A 24,406-nucleotide genomic window follows, 5' to 3' on the forward strand; every position below is an offset into this window, starting at 1 on the left:
AAATTAGCTAAGAGAGCTAAAGAATTAGGATTAGATGCAATACATGATACAGTTCATGAAATGTGTAAAGATGAAGCTAGACATGGTAAAGCATTCTTAGGATTATTAGAAAGACATTTCGGTAAATAAGATAATATAAATAATAAAAAGCAAGCCTAGAAATAAATTATTTCAGGCTTGCTTTTTATTATTATTTATAGATTGCTTTTATAGGGTCAAGTCGTGATGCCTTAAAAGCGGGAACTATACCAAAAACAATACCTGTTAAAATAGTCACAATGCTAGCAAATAAAATACTATTAATGCTAGGAAGTGCTTTAAAAGGAAGATAAGTAGTGACATAGTTTGTACTTATAAGTCCAATAACTATTCCTAATATTCCTCCAAGAATAGTGATAAAAATAGATTCAATTAAAAATTGAAATAATATTGCTTTAGGCTTTGCACCTATAGCTCTTCTTATACCTATTTCTCTTTGTCTTTCCATAACAGAAACATACATTACATTCATAACTCCAATACCTCCAACAAATAAAGATATTATAGTTATAATTAAAACCACTTTATTGATACCTGAAGTCATACTTTCTAATTCATATAGTTGAGATTCAGCCTGATAAGATAAATCTTCAGTATTATAAGAACCTTCTATATTAGGATGTAACTCATAAAGTCTTTCTATAACTCTATTAGCAACTTCAAAAACATCGTAGTTCTTAGACGCTACTAAGTCTAGAGAATATATTTCTGTGGAATAATCATATTGTTTTGCTAATTTTTCAAATGATTTTGAAGGTAAATAAGAAGTTTGCATATCATAATATTCCAAACTTTCATTACCAGTGTAGATAGAATTATAATCCATAGATTCATCTTCACTTACTAGAGAATTATCATCCAATACACCTATAACTTCAAATATATACCCACCTATAGTAATACCACGACCTAGTGCATTTTCAGGATTTCCAAATAAGTCTATAGCATTTTGCATAGTAATCATAATGACATTTCTTTCTTCATCATCTAAAGAGAAGCTGCGTCCATAGATAGCTAAAGTATTTGAGTCTTCTTTTAAAGGAGATATATCCAAGTAGGTCATTTTCTTATCAAAATATGCATCAAAGGAGTAAATAGAATTATCATTTATACCACTATCAGATGGAGCAATTTGCTTAACACCTTCAATAAAGGATAACTCTTCAATATCATTATGAGTGAAGGGAGATAAAAATATACTAAATTCATTCATAGAAGTATCTGATGATTCAAAGTATATGTTTGTTTTATTAGGTCCTATATTAGTTACGGTTTTTCTTACTTCATCTTTTAATCCATTACCAATAGAACTTATTAAAATAACAGAAGTAATACCTATGATTATCCATATTAAAGCAACAAAAACACGTAATTTATGACCTTTAACATTTACTAGAGCATTTTTTATTATATCCATATTGGTACCTCCAATGAAGTAAAAGCGCCATCTTTTAAAGTGATAACCTTAGTAGCGTATTTAGTTAAATCTTGGTCATGAGTAACCATAATAATAGTTTTTCCATCATTATTAAGTTTTTTTAAAAGTTTCATAATTTCTTCGCTTGTCTCACTATCTAAAGCTCCAGTAGGTTCATCTGCAAATATTATTTGAGGATTATTAACTAATGCCCTTGCAATAGCTATACGTTGTTGTTGGCCTCCAGATAATTGAAGTGGAAATTGGTTTATTTTATCAAGTAAGCCAACAGAAGATAAACTTTTCTCTACAATAGCTTTCTTTTCTTTTTTACTAGATATTTTATTATATATTAAAGGTAATTCAATATTTTGATATATATTCAAGGTTTCTATTAAGTTAAATTGTTGAAAAATAAACCCAATATTTTTATTTCTAAATACAGAGCGCTGATTTTCATTTAATTTACTTACATTTTCATTATTGAAATAATAGTCTCCATCGTCAAATTTATCTAAGAATCCAAGAATGTTAAGTAGGGTAGTTTTTCCACTACCTGATTTACCCATAATCATTACAAATTCACCCTTTTGGATATTTAGATCTATGTTTTTCAATACTTGTATTTTTTCTTTCCCTACTTTGTAATATTTTTTTATATTTTGGAGCTTTATTAGATTAGTCAATTTTTTGTTTTCCTTCAACATCAGATTTTGAACTTTCATACATAGATAAGGCTTGTCCTTCTTCCATTTCTTCAGTAGGGGTTGTAAGTATAATATCATTTTCTTTTAATCCAGATTTAACTACAGCAAATTCTTCATTTTTGCTTTCTATTTCAACCAATTGTTTTTTTAGGATACCATTTAAGTCTTTAAATACATAGTATTTATCTTCTGACTCTAATATAGAGGATGTAGGTATTTTTGAATAAGAATTATCCAATTTTATAGATGCTTGAACATGGAAACCATTAACCAACCCTTCCTGGTCATCAAATGCAATATTTATGTCATAATAAGATAATGTGCTAGATTGTTGTTGATATTCATTTGAGGAGTCTGATGAAGGCCTTTCTGAGATAAAACTTATTCTACCAGTTAAATTTTTATTTGTAGATAATATAAGGACTTTTGCAGTTTGATCAACTTGTATTTTTGCTAAATCTTGTTCGCTGGCTTGCCCTTTCATATAAAATTCATTAGATTGCAATGTAATAAATCCACTTTGACTTTCAGACTCTTCATTTAAAAAGACTTTTCCATCAAAAGGAGCAAGTGTTTTACTATAAGAATTTTCGCTAAGTGATTTAATTTGTGCATTTAATTTATTTATTTCAAGGCTTATAGATGGGTCATTAAATTCCTGAGATGATTTTAATTCAGATACTTGAGATTTCAGTTCATTAATCTCATTTATTATCGATGGGTTCTTGCAAGTAAAAAGTATACTACCTTTTTTTACAGATTGACCATTTTCTACTTTCAATTGATCAATTTCTTCACCATCTGATAATACAAAGTCTTTGCTATCCTTTGGTAATACAATACCGTTAATAAAAACTTTCTCACTTTCTGGTATAGCATATGTTTCTACAAAGGACTCTGGTTCTTCACTGTTAATTTTGTTATCTTTTCCATTATAGAAAAAATAGACACTTAGAGTTACACACAATATTGAGGTAACACCTATAATAATTTTAATTCTTTTATTTTTGAATTTTTCTAGAAATAACATATAAACACTCCTTAAAATAATAATACCTCTATAAAATTATAGAGGTAAATAATGTAATAAGTCAAAACTAATTAAAAAAATTAAAAAATTGTAACTTTTACAAGAAGTATAAATTATATATGTTTATGCTGTAAATTCAATTGATTTAGGTGTAACAGCATCTAAGTTTTTATAAAGTACGTATCTTATAATTCCATCTTTATTTTCTTTTGCAAGTTTATTTTCAAATCCTAGACTTAATATTGTTTTTAAACTGTATACATTTTCTGAGTTTACTACTGTAACTATATTTTTTATACCTTTACTGGAAGATACTTCTATTCTAGTTTCTAGTAATGTACGATGTAGAGCATTACCACGATAGAAAGGATCAACCATAACAAATCCAGATATATAAGTATTTTCTATTTGGAATTTATCCATTCCCATTTCAAAAAGCATATCCTTATATTCCCCTTGTGGGGCTTCACATAAAGCAGAAGCAACTAAGGTACCTTCTATATAACATCCTACTATAAAACCACCGTTATCTAAAACACCTTCTAAGTAAGAAGCATCACGAGACTTGAGCCAGCTTTTATTGTCCATAGTACTGTTCACTCTATTGTATAAGTTAATAACGTCCTCAAATTTATCTTTAGTTATATAACAAATATCACCGTATAAATTTTCGCAAGGATTCCCGTTAAATTTAGATAATTGTATTGATTTTATCAATTAAGCACCTCCGAATCTCACAGGATAGACCTATGAAGAAATTTATAAATTTTATGTCAAATTAAGAAGAAAAATAGATTTTCTCACTAAGTAAATTTGCAAATTAAATATGTGTGTAATCAAGTAACAGACCTTATGCTGTATATATATTGTATATAAAAAATAATTATAAGATATTATAACATAATCTAAAGAAAATTAAAGAGTAAAAAGTCGATTTTTAGCGAAAAAATTACGAATTGAGTAGAGTTGAATAGGATTGAAGGAAAACGATTGGGTAATTATAACAAAAAAAGACCTAGAAATCTAAGTCTTTTAATTAATAATCAGTTAAATTTAATTAATCTTGATAATTTGCCAAAGCATTACTAGCTGCAAATACTGCTTCCTCAACATATGTTATTGTATTTTCTATTTGATGTTTATTATTTTGTTTTTCTACATTTTTTAATGCATGATTTAAGCAACTTTGAGCACTTTGAAGTTGAGCGAATGCATCTTTTAATTCGTCTTTAGAATTTTTCATAAGTAACCTCCAAAATATTATAATTAAAATTTCAATTTAAATTTAAAAATTATCAACGTACTACTTAATATATAAGATTTTTAAGTGTGATGATAATATATAAATTCGCTCTTATAAATGAGTTAAGTAAACGAATTTTATGTAAAAAATACTTAGTAAAAGTATTTGCATTATAAAAATATATATGCATGCTTTATGGTTAACTGAATTTAGAATATTAAATTACTAATGGGAAAATATAAGTATATAATTTAAAGTTAAGGAGAGTAACATGCTTAGATATAGAAAATTATCCTTTTTATTATGTATATTGCTATGTATTACATTTTTACTAGGAATGAATAAAGTAGAAGATACTAAAGGTAAAAAAATATTTAAAAATATAAGTATTGAAAATATAGATATAGGAGGTTTAACTTATAAAGAGGCGTTAGAAGAAATTAATAAATATTACAAAGAAAAAGATATAAATATTAATTATGAAGATAAATCATGGACTATAAGGCCAGATGAAATAGAGTTAAGCTATAATATAGAAAAAGCTCTGTCTGAGGCTTATGATTATACAGAGACAGAGAGTAAATTAGAAAATATAAAAAGGAAAACTGGACTTATCCTTAGGAGAAATTATAATATAGATTTAAAAGCAACTTATAATGAAGTAAAGCTTAGTAATTTTATTGAAAGTATATGTAAAGAAATTGATGTTGATGTTACACAGGCTAGCATTGAAATAAAAGATTCTGGAGAAATTATAAGAAAACCTTCTAAAGAAGGTAAAGAGGTACAAATAATAAAATTAAAAGAAGATATATATAATATGATCTGTGATAAAAAAATAAAAAGTCTTGACCTGCCTGTTAAAATTGTAAATCCAGCAATAACTACTGAGGATATTCAGTCAATAAACACTGTATTAGGTCAATTTAGCACTAGCTTTAATGAACATAATTCAAGAGGTAGTAATATTCACGTAGCAGGAAAAAGTACTAGTGAAAAATTAATAATGCCATATGAGATATTTTCTTATAATAAAGCTACAGGAGCTAGAAACTGGGTTAATGGATATAAAACTGCTAAGGTAATAATCGGTGGAAAATATGTAAATGGTGAAGGTGGTGGCGTGTGCCAAGTATCCACTACTATATATAATGCTGCTTTATTATCTGGCATGGAAATAGAAGAAGTACACAATCACACTATGCCATCAAGATATGTACCAAGAGGTAGAGATGCAGCAGTATCATATGGGTATACAGATTTTAAATTTAAAAATCCATACTCACATCCTATCTATATTAAAAATATTGTTAGCAATGGTGCAATAACATCTAAGATATACGGATGTAGCCAAGATCGAGAAAGGCTATATATAAAAACAGAAGAAAAAATTGATAAAACAAATATAATCGTCAAAACATACAGAGTCTACTTAGACGAAGAAAATAATAAAATAAGAGAAGAGCTCATAGCAACAAGTAAGTATAAATTAAAATAGATGTTTTTATTACATTATCAATTTTAATACTAATAATGTATAATTTATTAAGGCGAAATTAGTAAAATAATATTATTTTTACTATGATAACCATTATAAGTTATACATTTTTTATTTTTAAATTTAGGTATTAATTAATAATATTGTTTTAAAGCAAAAGTAAAGGGTATATTTTTAATATAACATAAAGAAATATAAAACTGATAATTAAAAGATAATAATTAATTAAATAAATATAAATATAGGAGGAGTAAATAATGAAAAAGTTTGTATGTACAGTATGTGGCTATATATATGAAGGTGACAATGCACCAGAAGTATGTCCAGTATGTAAAGTAGGGGCTGATAAATTTGAGGAAATGTCAGGGGAAATGAAGTGGGCTGATGAGCATAGAATAGGATTAGCAAAAGGTGTAGATGAAGAGATACTAGAAGGTTTGAGAGCTAATTTTGTAGGGGAATGTACAGAGGTTGGTATGTATATAGCAATGAGTCGTCAAGCTGATAGAGAAGGATATCCAGAAGTAGCAGAAGCATATAGAAGAATAGCATATGAAGAAGCAGAACATGCAGCAAAATTTGCAGAGTTATTAGGTGAAGTTGTAGTGGCAGATACTAAAGAAAATTTAAGTGTAAGAGTTGAAGCTGAATATGGAGCAACAGATGGAAAATTAAAACTAGCAAAAAAAGCTAAAGAATTAGGACTAGATGCAATACATGATACAGTTCATGAAATGTGTAAAGATGAAGCAAGACATGGTAAGGCTTTCTTAGGATTATTAGAGAGACATTTTAAAAAATAAAGAATTATAAAAAAGGTCATACGGCATATCGCTATATGACCTTTTTTATATATATAACTAATTTATTCACAAATAGAATAACTTTATTTGTGAATAAAACTACATAATTTTGTATACAATTATGCCGCTAACAATGAAAAAAAGTATTGGATGAAAAAAATTAGTATAAAGACAAAAATTTTAGACTTAATTACTGGTAATTTATTACAAACTATGTAAAGTGTAGTATAATTTATGTATACAGAATGTTATAATGAAGTTAAAAAAATAACAACGATGTTGTTAGATTAAAATAAATATTATAGTGAAAATTATTAAGTCAGAATGGGGAATATGGATATGGGAAATAAAGTGGTAAGTAAGAGATTATTAGCAGATAATATTTATCTAATGGAGATTGAATCAAAAAGAGTTTCAAAATCAGCAAAACCAGGTCAATTTGTAATTGTTAAAATGGATGAAAAGGGAGAGAGAATACCTTTAACAATTGCTGATTATGATAAAAATAAAAATACTGTAACTATAGTATTTCAGGCAGTAGGAGCTTCAACTAAGTTACTAGCAGACTTAAGTGAGGGAGATTTTATAATGGACTTTGTAGGTCCACTAGGACAACCAAGTGAATTCATCAAAGAAGATATAAGCAAGTTAAAAAATAAAAATATTATTTTTATAGCAGGAGGAGTTGGAGCTGCTCCTGTTTATCCTCAAGTTAAATGGTTTAAAGAAAATAATTTAGATGTAGATGTAATAATAGGTTCAAGAAATAAAGACTTATTAATACTAGAAGATGAAATGAGAGCTGTTGCAAAAAATTTATATGTATCAACTGATGATGGTTCATATGGTTATGATGGAAAAGTAACTGATTTACTTAAAGATCTAGTACAAAATCAAGGAAAAAGATATGATCATGCAGTAGTAATAGGTCCTATGATTATGATGAAGTTTACAAGTATGTTAACAAAAGAATTAGAAATACCAACTATAGTTAGTTTAAATCCAATAATGGTTGATGGAACAGGTATGTGTGGAGCATGTAGAGTAAGCTTAGGTGATGAAATAAAGTTTGCATGTGTTGATGGTCCAGAATTTGATGGACATTTAGTAAATTTTGATGAAGCTATGAGAAGACAAGCTATGTATAAGTCTGAAGAAGGAAGAGCATTATTAGAAAGTGAAGATAGAGGAACTTCTCATCATAGCAATTGTGGATGTGGGGGTAATTAATATGGGGAATAAGATGAAGAGAACACCTGTAAGAGAACAAGAAGCAAGTAAAAGATCTAGAAACTTTGATGAAGTATGTTTAGGATATGATATAGAGGAAGCAGTTTTAGAAGCTAATAGATGTTTAGGTTGTAAAAAACCACAATGTGTAGCAGGGTGCCCTGTAGGAGTAGATATACCTGGGTTTATAAATAAGATAAAAGAAAGAGATATACAAGGTGCTGCTGAGATAATATCAGAAAATAGCTCTCTTCCAGCAGTATGTGGAAGAGTTTGTCCACAAGAAAATCAATGTGAAGGTAGATGTGTATTTGCTAGAAAGTCTGCATCTGTAGCAGTTGGTAAGTTAGAAAAGTTTGTAGCAGATTGGTCTAGAAAGAATAATATAGATTTAACTAAAACAAAACCTAAAAATAATAAAAAGGTTGCTGTAATAGGTAGCGGTCCAGCTGGTCTTGCATGTGCAGGAGATTTAGCAAAGGATGGTTATGATGTAACTGTGTTTGAAGCTATGCATGAAGCTGGTGGGGTTTTAACATATGGGATACCAGAATTTAGATTGCCTAAAAAAGAAATTGTTCAAGCTGAGATAGAAAATATTAAAAAATTAGGCGTTAAGATAGAAACTAATGTAGTAGTGGGGAGAACTATAACTATAGATGAACTGATGGAAGATGAAAACTTTGAAGCTGTTTTTATAGGCTCAGGAGCTGGACTTCCAAAATTTATGGGAATAAAAGGCGAAAATGCAAATGGAGTATTTTCAGCAAATGAATTTTTAACAAGAGTTAATTTAATGAAAGCCTATAAAGAAGATTATGCAACACCAATAAGAGTTGGAAAATCTGTTGCAGTAGTAGGTGGAGGAAATGTTGCAATGGACGCAGCAAGAACTGCCTTAAGACTTGGAGCTGATACTCATATTGTTTATAGAAGAAGTGAAGCTGAACTTCCTGCTAGAGTAGAAGAAATACATCATGCAAAAGAAGAAGGTATAATATTTGATACGCTTACAAATCCGACAGAAATTTTAGTTGATGAAAATGGAAATGTAAAAGGTATGAAGTGTGTTAAAATGGAGTTAGGAGAACCTGACGCTTCAGGAAGACGAAGACCAATAGTAGTTGAAGGTTCTGACTTTGTTATTGAAGTAGATACAGTAATTATGTCTCTTGGTACAAATCCAAATCCACTTATTACATCAACTACAAATGGATTAGATATAAATAAAAGAGAGTGTATAATAGCAGATGAAAATGGGCTTACTTCAAGAGAAGGTGTTTATGCAGGTGGGGATGCTGTAACAGGAGCAGCAACGGTTATATCTGCAATGGGAGCTGGTAAAAAAGCTGCCAAAGCGATAGATGAATATATTAAAGAAAAATCACAATCAACAGAAATTCAATATGCATAAAATAACTTAGTATAAAATAATATATTTTTGTAAATGTGTAGCTGCATAAAATAGTAGCTACACATTTTTATTATTAATTATTACAATAATGAAATGATATAAATTATAAAATATGATATAATTCTTAAAAGAGTTAAATAGACATATGGAGGATTATCAATGAAATCAAGTTTTGAAGGTGGTCTCTTAGGACTAATAGGAGTAAATATACTAGCTTGGGTAGTTACAGTTTTTACTTTGGGAATAGGAACACCATGGGCAATGTGTATAAAATATAGATGGGAAGTTAAAAATACAGTTATAGAAGGTAGACAACTAGAATTCATAGGAAGTGGGTCTAGCTTATTTTTACATTATATAAAGTGGTGGTTATTGACTATAATAACTTTTGGAATATATGGATTCTGGCTATATATAAAATTATTACAATGGAAAACAGAAAATACAATATTTGTAGACTAATAAAAAAGTGTAGTAGCTTAAGTTAATAAGCTTCTGCACTTTTTATTATAAATAAGACAAATAAAGGTAAACAGAAATTTAATCTGATATAATTATAGTGAATAAATTTATAAACTATAAAGTTATATTAGGAGGAATTAGATGAGGGATAATGAAGTATTAGGTACCGAGCCCATTAGTAAGTTGTTGCTTAAGTATTCTGTTCCAGCTATTATAGGGATGATGGTAAATGGGTTATATAATATAGTAGATAGAATTTTTATTGGAAATATACCTAATGTTGGATCATTAGCGATAACTGGATTAGGTATTACAATGCCTATAATGACTATAATATTAGCTTTTGGTATGCTTATTGGTATTGGAACAGCAACAAACATGTCAATAAGATTAGGTCAAGGAAAGGTTGAAGAAGCTAAAGATTTAGTACAAAATGCTATTACACTAGCATTATTAATAGGAGCAATAATAACATTTTTAGGAATAATATTTTCAGATAAAATTTTAATGTCTTTTGGAGCAAGCGAAAGTACCCTACCATATGCAAAAACATATATCAATATTATTTTAATAGGTTCAATACCTAATTTATTTGCATTTTCTTTGAATCATATCATTAGGGCTGATGGAAGTCCAAAAATATCGGCATCAATAATGGTTGCAGGTTGCCTTTTAAATATAGTTTTAGATTGGATATTTATATTCAAATTTAACTTAGGAATTAAAGGAGCAGCAATTGCAACTATAACATCTCAAAGTGTAACTGCAATATTAGGGATATATTATTATATATCAGGAAAATCAAATCTAAAAATTAAAAATATCAAATTAAAATTAAACAAACATTTAATTAAGATAATCTTTGCAATTGGAGTATCTCCATTTTTTATGCAAATTGCAGCAAGTATGGTTCAAGTTGTTTGTAACAACTCTTTAAGAAAATATGGAGGAGACTTAGCAATAGGAGCTATGACAACTGTTGGATCTATATCTATGATATTTTTAATGCCTATATTTGGTATGAATCAAGGTTCACAACCTATAATAGGATTTAATTACGGAGCAAAACAATTTAATAGAGCTAAAAATGCATATATACTATCTTGTAGTGCGGCAACATTATTATTATTAATTGGGACCATAGTAGTTCAAGTATTTCCACATATTATGATAGGTTTATTTAATAAAGATCCTAAGCTTATGGAAATATCTACAAAAGGTATTAGAGTTTATTTATTGATGATGCCAATAGTAGGAATATCAATAACAGGGACCAACTATATCCAATCTATTGGAAAAGCAAAAGTTGCAATGATTTTAAGCCTTTTAAGACAAGTAATAATATTAGTTCCAGCATTAATTATTTTACCAAGATTTTTTGGTTTAAATGGTGTTTGGATGGCTCAACCTGTAGCTGACTTTGTATCTACATCAATAATCTCAGTGATTATTATTAAAGAATTAAGAAGCTATAAAGTGAAAAATGAAAAATTAAATGAAGATTTAAAAATGAAAATAGAAATAGCAATTGAAGAAGATTCAAAATAAATCTATAACGATTGAAATAGATACTAATCTACTATATTACTTATTTTGCGTAGAATATAATAGTTAACCTTTACAAATAATAATTAAATAAAAAATTTATTGAGGTGAACTATGAAAAAGAAATTACTGTATATAAGTGTAAACTCAAAGCCTGAAGATTTATCTTCAAGTAAAACTGTAGCAAGAGCATTTATAAATAAGTTTTTAGAAAAATATAATGATTTTCATGTAGAAGAAGTTGATTTATATAAAGATCATATTCCAAGATTAGAGTATCAATATTTTGAAAGTAGAAATGCAATAATTAAGGAAGAAGATGCTGAGAAATTAGATCAAAAAGATCAAAAAGAAATAAAGAGAATAAGAGAATTATGTGATCAATTTGTAGATGCACAAGTATATGTAATTGCATCCCCAATGTGGAGTTTATCTTTTCCTGCACCATTAAAAGAATATATAGATTGTATAGTGCAAGTAGGTAAAACTATTGAGTTTGTAAATAATAAACCAAAAGGTCTTTTAGATAACCAAGGAAGAGTATTAGTATACATTGAATCTTCAGGTGGAAAAATACCATGGATATTAGATCCTGTTATGGATAAAGGAGAAAATTATGTTGCAAGCGTAATGAAAACCCTTGGTATTAAAAAAGTAGAAGAGCTTATGGTAAGTGGAACAGGTACTACTGAAGAAGAAAGACAAGAAGCTATATCAAATGCAATTGAAAAAATAGATGAAATAATAAATTCAATTACTTTATAATAATGGCTTATAATATAGTTAATTTTTTATTTAGATATTGATTTAATAAATTTAACTTTTAATAAAAAAGAAACACATTAATATTAAGTGTGTTTCTTTTTTATTACTCAGTTTTTTATTCATTTTAACGTATATTTTAAATGTAAAAAATTATGAAATTATGAAAAAATTAAATATAAATATAAGATTATTTTCTTTATAAAAGATGCAAATTGACTAATACTATATAAAGAGGAAGAAAAAGATTTGATGAAAAATACGACTAATACTATGACATATTAACTAAGTAACATCAAAGGAAGGGGAGTCGAGGTTATGAGCAAAAATATAAGTAAAAAAATTAGTATCTTTATAGTAATTTGTTTATTATTAATTGGAGTAAGTACAAAATTTGGATTTACTTATGCGAATGATTATGAATTAATAAAAAATGAAGATATTTATTTAAATACAATTACAGATACAATGTATAATTTATCAACTGAAATAAGTAAAGGACCATCTAAAAGTACAGGAAAAAAAGCATATATAACAATAGATGATGGACCATCTAAATATACTGACGATATTATTAATACTCTAAATAAGCATAATGCAAAAGCTACTTTTTTTATGATAGATAGAAATATGAAGCTATATCCTAATCAAGTAAAAAATATTATTGAAAATGGAAATACACCAGGATTTCATAGTGTATCACATGATATTCATAAGTTATATAAAACTAACAAATCTGCTAAAGAAGAATTTGATATAAATAGACAGACATTATTAGAGGTAGCAGGTATAGAATCAAGTGTAGTGAGGTTACCTTACGGAAGTAAACCATATACACCACATAAATGTTATGAAGAATTAGTTGAAGCAGGATATAAGATGTGGGACTGGGATATTGATACAGAAGATTGGAAGGTTAGTTCAGATCAGGCTCTAGAAAATGTGAAGTTATATTCTAAAGGTAAGGATAATATTGTTGCGTTAATGCATGAGAAAAAGCAAACGGCAAAATCTTTAGATAGAATTTTAAGATATTTATCTGAAGAAGGTTATGAGTTTGTACCTATAGATGAAAGTGAAACGCCACAAAACTTTTGGTTAAAGAATTTTAAATAGTAAAATATAATAAATGAGGTGAAAATATTTGAAGAAAATACTATATTTCACTTTAATAAGTATTATAAGTTTGTGTTTTAATGGTTGTAGTAAAAGTTATATTGCTACTGTAAATGGAGTAGAGATTACAAAAGATCAATATGAAAATGCAATGAAAATAATAGAAGCTACAGGGAATTATGTAGATAATGGATATATTAACAATTCAAAAGAAAATATAGAAAAAAATTATAAAATAGATTTAAAAAAAATTATTATTTCATTATTAGTAGAAAATGAAGTTGTGTATCAACAAGGTAAGCTATTAGACTTAGAACCAACTAAAAAAGAAATTGATATAAAATATGAACAGTTAATAAAATCTATGAATGCTAACAAAAAATATAAGAGTCAAATAGAAAGTGTAAATATAGATAAAAAATATTTACTAGAATTAATAAAGAAAGATATAACTATAGAAAATTATAAAAAAGCTTTTCAAGATAATATACAAATAAGTGAATATGAAATGCTAGAATATTATAATAGCAATAAAGAAAAATTTAAAGTAAATGAAGTAAGAGCATCTCATATACTAATTTCAACATTAGATAAAAATAATAATGAAGTTAGTAAAGAAGAAAAATATATGCTAAAAGAAAGAGCTAATAAGATAAAAGAGGAAATAAAAAATGGAGAAAGCTTTGAGGCCTTAGCTAAGAAGTATTCAGATGATAGAAAAAGTGGAAAAAATGGAGGAGATTTAGGATATTTTACAAAAAATGAAAAAAATATTGAATTTACAAGTAAGGTATTTAAGTTAGAAGAAAAAGAGGTGTCAGATGTTTTTGAAACATCCTATGGATATCATATAGTTAAATTAACAGAAAAAAGGAATTACGTAAAAGAATATAGCCTATGTAAAGATGAAGTAAAACAAAATATTTTAAATGAAAAATATATTGAGCATGTAGAACAATTGAGTAAAGAAGCAAAAATAAAATCATAAAAAACTAAATGAGAATGGATGTTTCAAAGTATAAAAATGTTTTGAAACATCCATTTTTATTGAGAAAAAGTGATATAATTAATTGGATAAGGATATTTTAACAAATTAGGAGGAAAAATGAAGGATAGGTTAGATTTAACGAATGGGAGTATAAGTGATAAATTAATAAAGTTAGCACTACCTATTATGGGAACATCACTTATACAGATGGCATATAATCTTACTGATATGATGTGGGTAGGTAGAGTAGGTAGTAATGCAGTAGCAGCAGTAGGAACAGCAGGATTTTATCCATGGTTAGCTATGGCATTTATTATGATATCAAGAGTAGGAGGGGAAGTTAAAGTAGCACAGAGTATAGGCGAAAATAATATAAAACATACTAAATCATATATTAAAGCTGCTATAGAAATAAATATTATTTTATCAGTTATATATTCGGCTATATTAATTATATTTAATAAAAATTTGATTGGACTTTTTAAATTAGGGGATTTAGAAGTCATTTCTATGTCTAGACAATATTTAATAATTATAGCTTGCGGAATGATATTTTACTTTATAAATCCTGTATTTACAGCAATATTTAATGGACTTGGAAATAGTAAAACTCCTTTTAGGATTAATACAATAGGGCTTATAGCTAATATTATATTAGATCCAATCTTAATTTTTGGGTGGATGGGACTTCCTAAGCTTGGTGTAGTTGGCGCGGCAATAGCAACTATTACAGCTCAAATAATTGTTACAATATGTTTTGTATTTAAAATTGTTAAAAATAAGGATGAATTTTTTAAGATAAAATTCTTTACAAAAATAGAAATATATTATTATAAGGTATTGTATAAATTAGGATTACCGGTTGCTATACAAAATGGTATGTTCACATTGTTTTCTATGGCTATAGGAGTGATAGTTGCATCGTGGGGGCCAGTAGCTATAGCAGTACAAAAAGTAGGGTCTCAAATTGAATCTATTTCTTGGATGACTGCTGATGGATTAGCAGTAGCTTTAGGTAGCTTTGTAGGGCAAAACTATGGAGCTAAAAATTATGATAGGATAAATAAAAGTTGTAAAATTGGAATCCTAACGGCTATAGGATTGGGTATAATTACAACATTAATTTTAGTATTTTGGGGAGAGGATATATTTACTTTATTTATATCGGAAAAAGATGCTGTAACTAAAGGTGGGATGTATTTAAAAATATTAGGATATTCTCAATTATTTATGTGCTTTGAAATAATAATAAGTGGTGCATTTAAAGGTCTTGGAAGAACATATATATCATCTATTATTGTTACCATTTTAACTGGAGCGAGAATACCAATGGCATACTTATTATCAAAGCCTGAAATTTTAGGTTTAAATGGTATATGGTGGAGTATTAGTTTAAGTAGTATATTCAAAGGGATATTACTATTAGCTATATTTATAGTTTTAATAAGAAATAATAAATTATATTCACAACATGAATCAATTAGAAATTTCAAAGAAGAAATAGCATCTTCTTCTCAAGATTAAAATATAGTTTAAATGTTATAAAAAATTATATCTTATATTAAACTTATCTGTTGAAAGAATTTTAAAATAGTTCTAGAATTATTACTAATATGTATATGAAAAACTGTATGTGTGAATAATTAATAAACAAATTATTAATATATAACTTAAATTAATGCAGTAAGCGGAGGTATATAATGGGAAGATATCCAAATAGAGACGAATCATTAGAGTTACTTAATGAGTATAACAAAGAAGATCATTTAATAAAGCATGCACTTAGTGTAGAAGGGGTTATGAAGTACTTTGCTAGACTTTATAATGAAGATGAAGAAAAATGGGGAGTAGCTGGATTACTACATGATTTAGATTATGGGATGTATCCAGATCAACATTGCAGTAAAGTTATAGAGATAATGGAAGAAAAAGGGCTAGATAAAGATTTAATTAGAGCAGTTGTAAGTCATGGGTACGGACTTGTATGTGATGTAAAACCTGAAAGCAATATGGAAAAAGTACTATATACAATAGATGAGTTAACAGGACTTATAAGTGCAACAGCTATAATGAGACCATCAAAAAGTGTATTAGATTTAGAGTTAAAATCTGTTAAGAAGAAATTTAAATCTAAGGGATTTGCTGAAGGTGTAAATAGAGAAGTGATAAAAAATGGAGCAGAAATGCTAGGTATGACTTTAGACGATGTTATTAATAACACTATCCTTGGAATGCGCGAAGTTGCAGATAATATAGGATTAAAAGGAGAGTTATAAAATAAAAAGTGGCTACTTTAAATTTAATTTTTAAATAGCCACTTTTTATTTTATAAATTATTGAAAGTTTTAATATATGTAAAAATTTAATAAGACTTTATTTTTTCATTAAATTTCTTGTATACCTCTATCATATAAGGCTCTGAAGAGTAATAATCTACCTTATTAATTGGAATCCATTTTACACCTCTTGTTTCATCTTCATTAATGATGAGTTCTTCACTTTCATCAGCTTCTAGTAGATATGCAACTGAAAGATGTAAATGAGAGGAAACATACTCTCCATTTTTTATATGTCCATCCACAGTAAGTACATCTAAAGAGAATATATTTTCACTAATAGGTTTTACATTTTTTAATCCTGTTTCTTCTGTAGCTTCTTTAATTGCAACCTTAAGTAAATTGCTATCTCCATCAGCATGTCCACCAGTCCAAGACCATGAATTATAGATTTTATGGAATATCATAAGTGTCTTATCCCTATTTTTATTTACAATATATCCAGAACTTGTTATATGTGCTAATGTATTTTCTCTAGTGAAAACATCAGAAAAATTATTAATACAGTTAAGTATTAAATCTTTGTCTTTTTGTTCTTGCTCATTATATGGAATATAGGATTTTATTTCTTTTATGTAACTCATAGTTCTTCCTTTCTTTGTAGTATGTATAATATTAAATATTATACTTAATATTATCATACTTTATAAATTTAAAGATAAATTTTAAGAATAGAATAAATATTAATATATAAATAATACTATAATTAAAGCATAGAGTTTATAGTTTAAAAAGGAGAATTGAAGATGCTTTCTAATTTTTTAATAAAAAGTTTTATAAAAAATAATGAAGATATTGAAAATGAACAAGTTAGAAATAAGTATGGTAATTTAGCGTGTATAGTTGGTATAATATCAAATTTAGGATTAGCTATTATGAAAATAATTGTAGGATTTATTACTTCTAGTGTATCTATTACAGCTGATGGGTTTAATAATCTTTCTGATACAGCTTCTTCTATTATTACAATTATAGGGTTTAAGTTAGCACGTCGTCCTGCAGATAAAGAGCACCCTTTTGGACATGGAAGAGTTGAATATATTTCTGCGTTAATTGTAGCATTTATGGTAATGTTTGTGGGACTTCAATTTATAAAATCATCAATAGATAGAATATTAAATCCGATGCCTATAAAGTTTGAGGTAATACCATTTATATTATTGTTTATTTCAGTAATAGTAAAAATATGGCTAAGCAGCTTTAATAAAATTGTAGGAGAAAAAATTAATTCATCTGCATTAAAAGCAACAGCTGTTGATGCACTAGGAGATGTATTTACTTCAAGTTGTGTTTTAATATCTTTTTTAGCTTCAAGATATACATCAATGCCAATAGATGGTTATGTAGGTATTATAGTATCTGCTGCAATTTTATATGCAGGATTTTCTTTGGTGAGAGATACAATAAGTCCTTTACTGGGTGAAGCACCTGATGAAAATCTTGTTAAAAATATTAAAGAAGGGGTATTATCATATAAGCATATAATAGGTGTACATGATTTAATAATACATAATTATGGAGTTGGAAATTGTATGGCATCTATACATGCAGAAATTCCTTCAAATATAGATATTGTAACTATACATAATATTATAGATGCTGCAGAAAGGGAAATATCTGAAAAATTAAATATATACTTGGTAATTCATATGGATCCAATATGTATACACTGTGAAATTATTAATGAAGAAAAGGAAAAAGTTGAAAAAATAATTAAAAAATATGATTGTGTAAAATCTATGCATGATTTTAGGCTTACTGAAGGGAATTCTAAAAAGAATCTGATTTTTGACGTAGTAGTTAATGCAGATATGGTAAATAGTAAAGAAGAGGATGAATTAAAAAATAGTATCATAGAGGATATAAAAAAACTTAATCCAGAATATAATTGCATAATCACCATAGACAAAGAATTCTAATTAAATTCATTTTAAAGTAAAAACATCAAAAAAGTTACAAATAAAAATAATATATACCATTTTATGTAAGAATAATGTATAATGGAAAGATATTTTAAAATTTCATCAAAAGAAAGGTGTTGATTAAAAATGAACATATGTATAATTGGAGCGGGAAATATTGGAACGTACTTAGCAGCTTATATATCTATGAAAAAAGATTGCAAGGTATGGATACATACTTCAAAACCACACTTATTTAAGGATGAACTTACTTTAATTGAAGAGGAAAAAAACTTAGAGCATAAGGTCAAGTTACACTGTGTTACTGATAGCTTAGAAGAAGGGGTAAAAGATGCTGATTATATATTAATAACACATCCGTCTTTTTTAATTGAAAAAACAATTGAAGAAATAAGCAATTATGTAAAACCAAATGCTGTTATTGGTCTTATTCCAGGCTTTGGAGGAAAAGAGTATTTTGCAGAGAAATTAACTAAAAAAGGGTGTATTTTCTTTGGAACACAGAGAGTTCCTTCAATAATAAGATTAGAAAAATATGGAGAATGTGTAGTTCTTAAAGAAAAAAATCCATTTATGAAAATAAGTGCAATACCAAGCAAATATACTGAAAAAGTATGCTCAGAAATGACAGATTTAATAGATATACCTTGTGAGCCAGTAAAAAATTATTTAGCTATTACTTTATCACCATCTAATCCACTAATGCATCCATCAAGATTATATGAATTATTTGAAGATTATAAGCATGGAGAAACCGTATATAAAAGAAGTCCACTATTCTATGAAGAATGGGGAGATGGTGCATCAAAAATGTTATTAGATTTAGATGAGGAACTTGGACAAGTATTTGAATCATTAAATGAAAATAATGATTTTGATGAGAAGAGTATAGAGAAAATAAAAATTAGATTTGAAACAGAAGAACCTAGCGTATTAAGTAATAAAATAAGAACAGCGCCAGGATTTAAAGGAATAGGTTCACCAATAGTAGCTTGCGAGGGTGGATATATACCAGAGTTAAGCTCAAGATATTTTATAGAGGATATTGAGTTTGGACTTTGTATTATAAAATCATTTGCAGAACTTTGCAAAGTAGAAACACCGAAGTTAGATGAAGTTATAGTTTGGTCACAAAAATTATTAAATAAAGAATACTTATTAGACAATCAATTAAAGGGAAGAGATTCTAAAAAATTATTAATTCCTCAAAATAGAGGCATTAATACAAAACAACAATTAATAGATTTTTATAAAAGTTTATAATTTATACTATGAATAATAAAGGGGATATCTTATTGAAATTAAGATATTCCCTTTATTATTTTATAGTTGTTTAATAATATTTTATATGGGAAATTTATATTTAACTAATCGAAAGGAGCATTTATATGAAAGAAGATAAAATAATAGAAGACCCAAGGTATAAACAATGTAATAAGGAAGCTATTATGGGATTGATACTAGGTATAGCAAACTTAATATGGTGGTTTATTTGGGGTTATGGATTAGGATCAAAACCTGTTAGTGAATACACATATATATTAGGTTTTCCCACATGGTTCTTTATGAGCTGTATAGTTGGAGGAATAGTATTTTCTATACTAACAGTAATAATGATTAATAAATATTTTAAAGATATGTCTTTAGAAGGATTAACTGAAGAAGAAATAAAAAAATATAGGGAGGAGTTTCAATAATGAATAATATAAATTACGGTGTTTTAGTTCCTATATTATTATATTTTTTAGTGATTTTTGCTGTAGGATTTTATTCTATGAGGTTTGTAAATGAAGCTAGAAATTCAAAGGACAAAGAAAATGGATTCATGGATGAGTATATGACTGGAAGCAGAGGTCTTGGAGGATTTGTGCTAGCTATGACGTTAGTTACTACATACCTAAGCGCTGGAAGTTTTATTGGAGGACCTGGTACAGCATATACTCAAGGTTTAGGATGGGTATTTTTAGCAATGGCGCAAATGCCAACAGGATATTTTACACTAGCAGTACTTGGTAAAAAGTTTGCAATAATAGCTAGAAAAATAAATGCAGTTACTATTACAGATTTTTTAAGGGCTAGATATAAATCTGATGCTGTAGTAATAATAACCTCACTATCAATTGTAGTGTTTTTTATTGCAGCTATGGCTGCTCAATGGGTAGGAGCATCAAGACTTTTACAAGGTTCTGTAGGACTTGATTACAATATAGCACTAACTGTGTTTGGAATTACTGTAATAGTACATACAGTTATTGGAGGATTTAGAGCAGTTACAATATCAGATACTATTCAAGGTGTAATAATGACTATAGCTACTATAACAATATTTATAGGAACGATAATAGCAGGTGGTGGAGTAGAAAATATAATAACTAATATGGCCTCAATAAATGAAGGAATGATAACTCCATTTGGCGTAACAGAAGGTAATATGACTATTCTATGGGTAACTTCATTTTGGATTTTAGTTGGTTTTGCAGTTGTTGGTATACCATCAGTATCTCAAAGGGCAATGAGTTATAAAGACACGAAGAGTTTGCATCAAGGTATAAAATATGGGACTATAATTTCTATGATTTTACTTTTAGGTATGCATTTAGTAGGAGCTTTTGCTATAACCTTAGTCAGTGGTATAGATTCAGGTGATTTAGTAATACCAACTCTTACAACAAAGTTATTTCCATCAATAGTTGCAGGAATACTTCTTGCAGGTCCCCTTGCATCTATTATGTCTACAGTAGATTCTCAGTTATTAGTTGCATCAGGAACAATTGTAAATGACCTATATACCAATTATATAAATCCAAAAATAAAAAAAGACTCAAAGAAAATGGGTAAAGTTAGTATATTAGCAACATCAATTATAGGTATAGCAATATACTTAGTAGCATTTAATCCACCAGATTTAATAGTTTGGTTAAATTTATATGCAAATGCAGGCATAATATCAACATTTTTATGGCCCATAGTGTTAGGTCTTTATTGGAAGAATGCAAATTCTAATGGGGCAATTGCATCTATAATTTCAGGTATTTCAACATATGTATTATTCAGTGAAATTTGGCCAAGACCATTTGGTTTACATACAATTGTATTACCCTTATTAATTTCTTTGGTTTTATTTATTATAGTATCAAGTATTACTAAAAGACCAGATAAAGAAACTATAGAAACTTTCTGGGGGATATATTATAAAGATTAAATATTATAATAAATAGAAGTTAATTATCTTATAAAATTTATTATTTGAAATATATATAGCGAGGTATATAGAAACTATTATAATGAATATTTATAATATAAGTTATTATGAGTGTAATATCAAGATGCATTGATAATAGCAAATTTTATAAAGGGGGAGTGATATGTCAGATAAGGGCAAAGATATGATTAATAGAGATAATTTCACATCTAAGGCTGGATTTATATTGGCTTGTATTGGTTCAGCTGTTGGTATGGGAAATATTTGGCTTTTTCCATATAGGGTTGGTCAATTCGGAGGAGCTGCATTTCTTATCCCATATATAATATTTATTGTACTTTTAGGATGTACGGGTCTTATGGGGGAATTTGCCTTTGGTAGAATGACACAAACGGGTCCAATAGGTTCTTTTGAATATGCGATGGAATCAAGAGGATATAAATTAGGAACTATATTAGGAGTAATACCAGTTTTAGGAGCATTTGGAATAGCTGTTGGATATGCAGTAGTTGTGGGATGGTTTATTAGATTTTTGGCAGGTTCTATTACCGGGGAAATGATAAGTTCACCAGATTCTGGAGTTTATTTTGGAGAAATTGCAGGTCCATTTGGAAGTGTACTATGGCATTTATTAGCGATACTTATAACAGGTTTAATACTATCAGTGGGAGTATCAAAAGGAATAGAAAAAGTTAATAAATTTATGATGCCAGCATTTTATATATTATTCTTAATATTATTTATAAGAGTAATTACTTTAAATGGAGCTACAGAAGGGATAAAATATCTTTTAGTACCAAAATGGGAATATATTTCTCAACCTAAAACTTGGATTTATGCTTTAGGTCAGGCATTTTTTTCACTTTCTCTTGCAGGTTCTGGAATGATTGTTTACGGAAGTTACTTAAAAAAAGATATAGATATTCCTGACAGTGCTAAAAATACAGCAATATTTGATACTATCGCAGCTATTACAGCAGGTCTTGTAATTATACCTGCAGTATTTGCATTTGGATTTGATCCAGCATCAGGTCCACCATTAATGTTTATTACATTACCATCAGTATTTAAGGAAATGGCATTAGGTCAATTTTTTGCTATAATATTCTTTATATCAGTTTTATTTGCATCTATAACATCATTAATGAATTTACTTGAAGTTCCAATAGAAGCATTACAAAATAAATTGAAAATGAAAAGAAATACTTCTGTTTTTTTAGTATGCAGTACTGCATTTTTAATTGGACTGTTTATAGAAAATGGTGATTTACTAGGTGGATGGATGGACTTTGTATCAATTTATATTATTCCATTAGGTGCTTTGATGGCAGGTATTATGTTCTTTTGGATTATAGGTATAAAAACTGCTAAAAGGGAAATAGAGATAGGTGCTAAAAAAACTCTTGGAAGCTGGTTTGAACCTATGGCTAAATATGTGTTTGTTATCTTAACATTTATAGTTCTATTAGGTGGAATAATGTTAGGTGGAATTGGATAAAAAATTGAAAAAGCATCTCAAATAACTACTATTGTAATTAATTTGGGATGCTTATTTTGTTTACTTTAATATAGTATATTGAAAATTCTCAAATAGTAAGTGGCTTCCTTCATCTATTTCTAAAGGAAGTAATGCTCTAGCTATTCGTATTTGTTCTTTATTTTCATCTTCTAAAACAGCATAGTCTCCATCGATTAAAGAAACAATGTATTCCCTAGTTATCATATTAAATATCCTTTCTACGTTACTTAAATATATATTTTATTATAAATTGTAAGGAGATGGAAGGCAATTGCGAGTAGTGTATTTTTAGTGTTTCTATGGAGATCTTTTAATATAATGAAGATAATATGTTATAATTTATCGTGAAAATAATGGAATATAGATTTATATTAGAAATATACAAAAAGGTTGGAAAATTAAATGATTAAAGATAAGAATATACATAATGAATGTGAAATAATTAATATAAAACATAAAAATATAGATATTGATGCTAATGTAGTATATAGAAAAAGAAAGAATATTACTATTCAAATTAAGCCTAAATATGAGGTAACTATAATAAGTCCTTATGGTGTTTCTAAAAAGATATTAAAGGATCTTTTAATACAAAAAGGAGATTGGATATTAAAGAAATTTGAAGAATATAAATCTATTGAACATTTATTCAAAGAAAAAGAGTTTATAGATGGAGAAAAATTTATGTATTTAGGGAGTGAGTATAAACTTAAAATAATAAATGACATAAATGAAGAAGTGTTAATAGATGAAGGGTACTTAATTGTAAAAGTAAAAAGTGCTGATAAAGAATATATAAGAAAAATGTTAAAGAAGTGGTATAAAAGAGAAAGTGAAAGACTTGTATCAGAAAGATTAATTTATTGTAAAGAAAAATTTAAATATATGAAACAATTAACACCAAGCAAATTAAAAGTTAAGGAACAAAAAAAGAGATGGGGAACCTGTACTTCAAAAGGAGCTATATATATAAATTCGAAGATATCTATGGCAAAAATAGATGCAATAGACTATATATTAGTTCATGAATTTAGTCATTTAGTCCATATGAATCATTCTAATGATTTTTATGAATTTGTAAAAAAGATAATGCCTAATTATAAAGAACAAGAAAAATGGCTAAAAGATAATTCTTACAAATTAAAGCTATAATATAAAATATAAATAATGACA

General features: G+C 27.6%; 24 protein-coding genes and 1 pseudogene. 18 read left to right on the top strand and 7 right to left on the bottom strand.

Features of this window, described 5'->3' with window-relative positions; genetic code table 11:
- Positions 1-129, top strand: a pseudogene (locus tag H8923_RS17745) (NADH peroxidase); the annotation flags it as partial.
- 61 nt (positions 130-190) lie between these two features.
- Here the strand turns inward: H8923_RS17745 and H8923_RS06395 are convergent.
- The 5 genes from H8923_RS06395 to H8923_RS06415 form a co-directional block, all read right to left on the bottom strand.
- Positions 191-1,456, bottom strand: coding sequence for an ABC transporter permease (locus tag H8923_RS06395; RefSeq protein WP_153973017.1), 1,266 nt, complete (start codon positions 1,454-1,456; stop codon positions 191-193).
- Positions 1,447-2,163: an ABC transporter ATP-binding protein gene (locus tag H8923_RS06400; protein WP_153973016.1), complete on the bottom strand. Its 717-nt coding sequence runs from the start codon at positions 2,161-2,163 to the stop codon at positions 1,447-1,449. The genes H8923_RS06395 and H8923_RS06400 overlap by 10 nt, the downstream gene beginning before the upstream one ends.
- On the bottom strand, positions 2,135-3,193 hold the full coding sequence (locus H8923_RS06405; protein ID WP_153973015.1) for an efflux RND transporter periplasmic adaptor subunit: 1,059 nt from the start codon (positions 3,191-3,193) through the stop codon (positions 2,135-2,137). Before H8923_RS06405 ends, H8923_RS06400 begins: the two co-directional genes overlap by 29 nt.
- Positions 3,194-3,316: 123 nt before the next feature.
- Positions 3,317-3,910 (bottom strand): GNAT family N-acetyltransferase, encoded by a 594-nt coding sequence (locus H8923_RS06410; protein WP_153973014.1) that lies wholly within the window; start codon positions 3,908-3,910, stop codon positions 3,317-3,319.
- Positions 3,911-4,250: 340 nt separating this feature from the next.
- Positions 4,251-4,436, bottom strand: a complete 186-nt coding sequence (locus H8923_RS06415) for a hypothetical protein (protein WP_153973013.1) — start codon at positions 4,434-4,436, stop codon at positions 4,251-4,253.
- Between the two features lie 271 nt (positions 4,437-4,707).
- On the opposite strand from H8923_RS06415, the gene H8923_RS06420 reads away from it, so the two are divergent.
- From H8923_RS06420 to H8923_RS06470, 11 genes are all read left to right on the top strand, one after another.
- The gene (locus tag H8923_RS06420) at positions 4,708-5,934 is read left to right on the top strand and encodes a VanW family protein (protein WP_153973012.1); all 1,227 of its coding nucleotides are present in this window, start codon (positions 4,708-4,710) and stop codon (positions 5,932-5,934) included.
- Positions 5,935-6,191: 257 nt separating this feature from the next.
- On the top strand, positions 6,192-6,737 hold the full coding sequence (locus H8923_RS06425; protein ID WP_153973011.1) for an NADH peroxidase: 546 nt from the start codon (positions 6,192-6,194) through the stop codon (positions 6,735-6,737).
- Between the two features lie 339 nt (positions 6,738-7,076).
- The gene (locus H8923_RS06430; RefSeq protein ID WP_153973010.1) at positions 7,077-7,967 is read left to right on the top strand and encodes a sulfide/dihydroorotate dehydrogenase-like FAD/NAD-binding protein; all 891 of its coding nucleotides are present in this window, start codon (positions 7,077-7,079) and stop codon (positions 7,965-7,967) included.
- 1 nt (position 7,968) lies between these two features.
- Positions 7,969-9,381: an NADPH-dependent glutamate synthase gene (gene gltA / locus H8923_RS06435; protein WP_153973009.1), complete on the top strand. Its 1,413-nt coding sequence runs from the start codon at positions 7,969-7,971 to the stop codon at positions 9,379-9,381.
- 159 nt (positions 9,382-9,540) lie between these two features.
- On the top strand, positions 9,541-9,843 hold the full coding sequence (locus tag H8923_RS06440) for a DUF898 family protein (RefSeq protein WP_153973008.1): 303 nt from the start codon (positions 9,541-9,543) through the stop codon (positions 9,841-9,843).
- Between the two features lie 141 nt (positions 9,844-9,984).
- Positions 9,985-11,391, top strand: a complete 1,407-nt coding sequence (locus H8923_RS06445; RefSeq protein WP_153973007.1) for an MATE family efflux transporter — start codon at positions 9,985-9,987, stop codon at positions 11,389-11,391.
- A 111-nt stretch (positions 11,392-11,502) separates the two neighbouring features.
- On the top strand, positions 11,503-12,153 hold the full coding sequence (locus tag H8923_RS06450) for an FMN-dependent NADH-azoreductase (RefSeq protein WP_153973006.1): 651 nt from the start codon (positions 11,503-11,505) through the stop codon (positions 12,151-12,153).
- A 315-nt stretch (positions 12,154-12,468) separates the two neighbouring features.
- Positions 12,469-13,266: a polysaccharide deacetylase family protein gene (locus tag H8923_RS06455; protein ID WP_153973005.1), complete on the top strand. Its 798-nt coding sequence runs from the start codon at positions 12,469-12,471 to the stop codon at positions 13,264-13,266.
- 28 nt (positions 13,267-13,294) lie between these two features.
- The gene (locus tag H8923_RS06460; protein ID WP_153973004.1) at positions 13,295-14,254 is read left to right on the top strand and encodes a peptidylprolyl isomerase; all 960 of its coding nucleotides are present in this window, start codon (positions 13,295-13,297) and stop codon (positions 14,252-14,254) included.
- Positions 14,255-14,371: 117 nt separating this feature from the next.
- The gene (locus H8923_RS06465) at positions 14,372-15,778 is read left to right on the top strand and encodes an MATE family efflux transporter (RefSeq protein ID WP_153973003.1); all 1,407 of its coding nucleotides are present in this window, start codon (positions 14,372-14,374) and stop codon (positions 15,776-15,778) included.
- Between the two features lie 176 nt (positions 15,779-15,954).
- Positions 15,955-16,530, top strand: a complete 576-nt coding sequence (locus H8923_RS06470; RefSeq protein ID WP_153973002.1) for an HDIG domain-containing metalloprotein — start codon at positions 15,955-15,957, stop codon at positions 16,528-16,530.
- Positions 16,531-16,616: 86 nt separating this feature from the next.
- Here the strand turns inward: H8923_RS06470 and H8923_RS06475 are convergent, their stop codons facing one another.
- Positions 16,617-17,174, bottom strand: coding sequence for an NUDIX hydrolase (locus H8923_RS06475; RefSeq protein WP_153973001.1), 558 nt, complete (start codon positions 17,172-17,174; stop codon positions 16,617-16,619).
- A 162-nt stretch (positions 17,175-17,336) separates the two neighbouring features.
- Here H8923_RS06475 and H8923_RS06480 point away from each other — a divergent pair, with 162 nt between their 5' ends.
- The 5 genes from H8923_RS06480 (at position 17,337) to H8923_RS06500 (ending at position 23,212) form a co-directional block, all read left to right on the top strand.
- A complete protein-coding gene (locus tag H8923_RS06480) occupies positions 17,337-18,509 on the top strand; it encodes a cation diffusion facilitator family transporter (RefSeq protein WP_153973000.1) in 1,173 nt (390 codons plus the stop codon).
- A gap of 129 nt (positions 18,510-18,638) precedes the next feature.
- Complete coding sequence (locus H8923_RS06485; RefSeq protein ID WP_153972999.1) at positions 18,639-19,775, top strand: NAD/NADP octopine/nopaline dehydrogenase family protein; 1,137 nt, start codon at positions 18,639-18,641, stop codon at positions 19,773-19,775.
- 125 nt (positions 19,776-19,900) lie between these two features.
- Positions 19,901-20,209, top strand: coding sequence for a YhdT family protein (locus tag H8923_RS06490; RefSeq protein WP_153972998.1), 309 nt, complete (start codon positions 19,901-19,903; stop codon positions 20,207-20,209).
- The gene (panF, locus tag H8923_RS06495) at positions 20,209-21,714 is read left to right on the top strand and encodes a sodium/pantothenate symporter (RefSeq protein WP_153972997.1); all 1,506 of its coding nucleotides are present in this window, start codon (positions 20,209-20,211) and stop codon (positions 21,712-21,714) included. Before H8923_RS06490 ends, panF begins: the two co-directional genes overlap by 1 nt.
- Before the next feature lie 163 nt (positions 21,715-21,877).
- Positions 21,878-23,212: a sodium-dependent transporter gene (locus H8923_RS06500; protein WP_153972996.1), complete on the top strand. Its 1,335-nt coding sequence runs from the start codon at positions 21,878-21,880 to the stop codon at positions 23,210-23,212.
- Positions 23,213-23,272: 60 nt separating this feature from the next.
- Here the strand turns inward: H8923_RS06500 and H8923_RS06505 are convergent, their stop codons facing one another.
- Positions 23,273-23,437: a DUF3006 domain-containing protein gene (locus tag H8923_RS06505; RefSeq protein WP_153972995.1), complete on the bottom strand. Its 165-nt coding sequence runs from the start codon at positions 23,435-23,437 to the stop codon at positions 23,273-23,275.
- 198 nt (positions 23,438-23,635) lie between these two features.
- Here H8923_RS06505 and H8923_RS06510 point away from each other — a divergent pair, with 198 nt between their 5' ends.
- A complete protein-coding gene (locus H8923_RS06510) occupies positions 23,636-24,385 on the top strand; it encodes a M48 family metallopeptidase (RefSeq protein ID WP_153972994.1) in 750 nt (249 codons plus the stop codon).
- Positions 24,386-24,406: the final 21 nt, after the last annotated feature.

The organism is Romboutsia faecis (assembly GCF_014323405.1).
In the GTDB taxonomy this organism is placed as follows: domain Bacteria; phylum Bacillota; class Clostridia; order Peptostreptococcales; family Peptostreptococcaceae; genus Romboutsia_E; species Romboutsia_E faecis.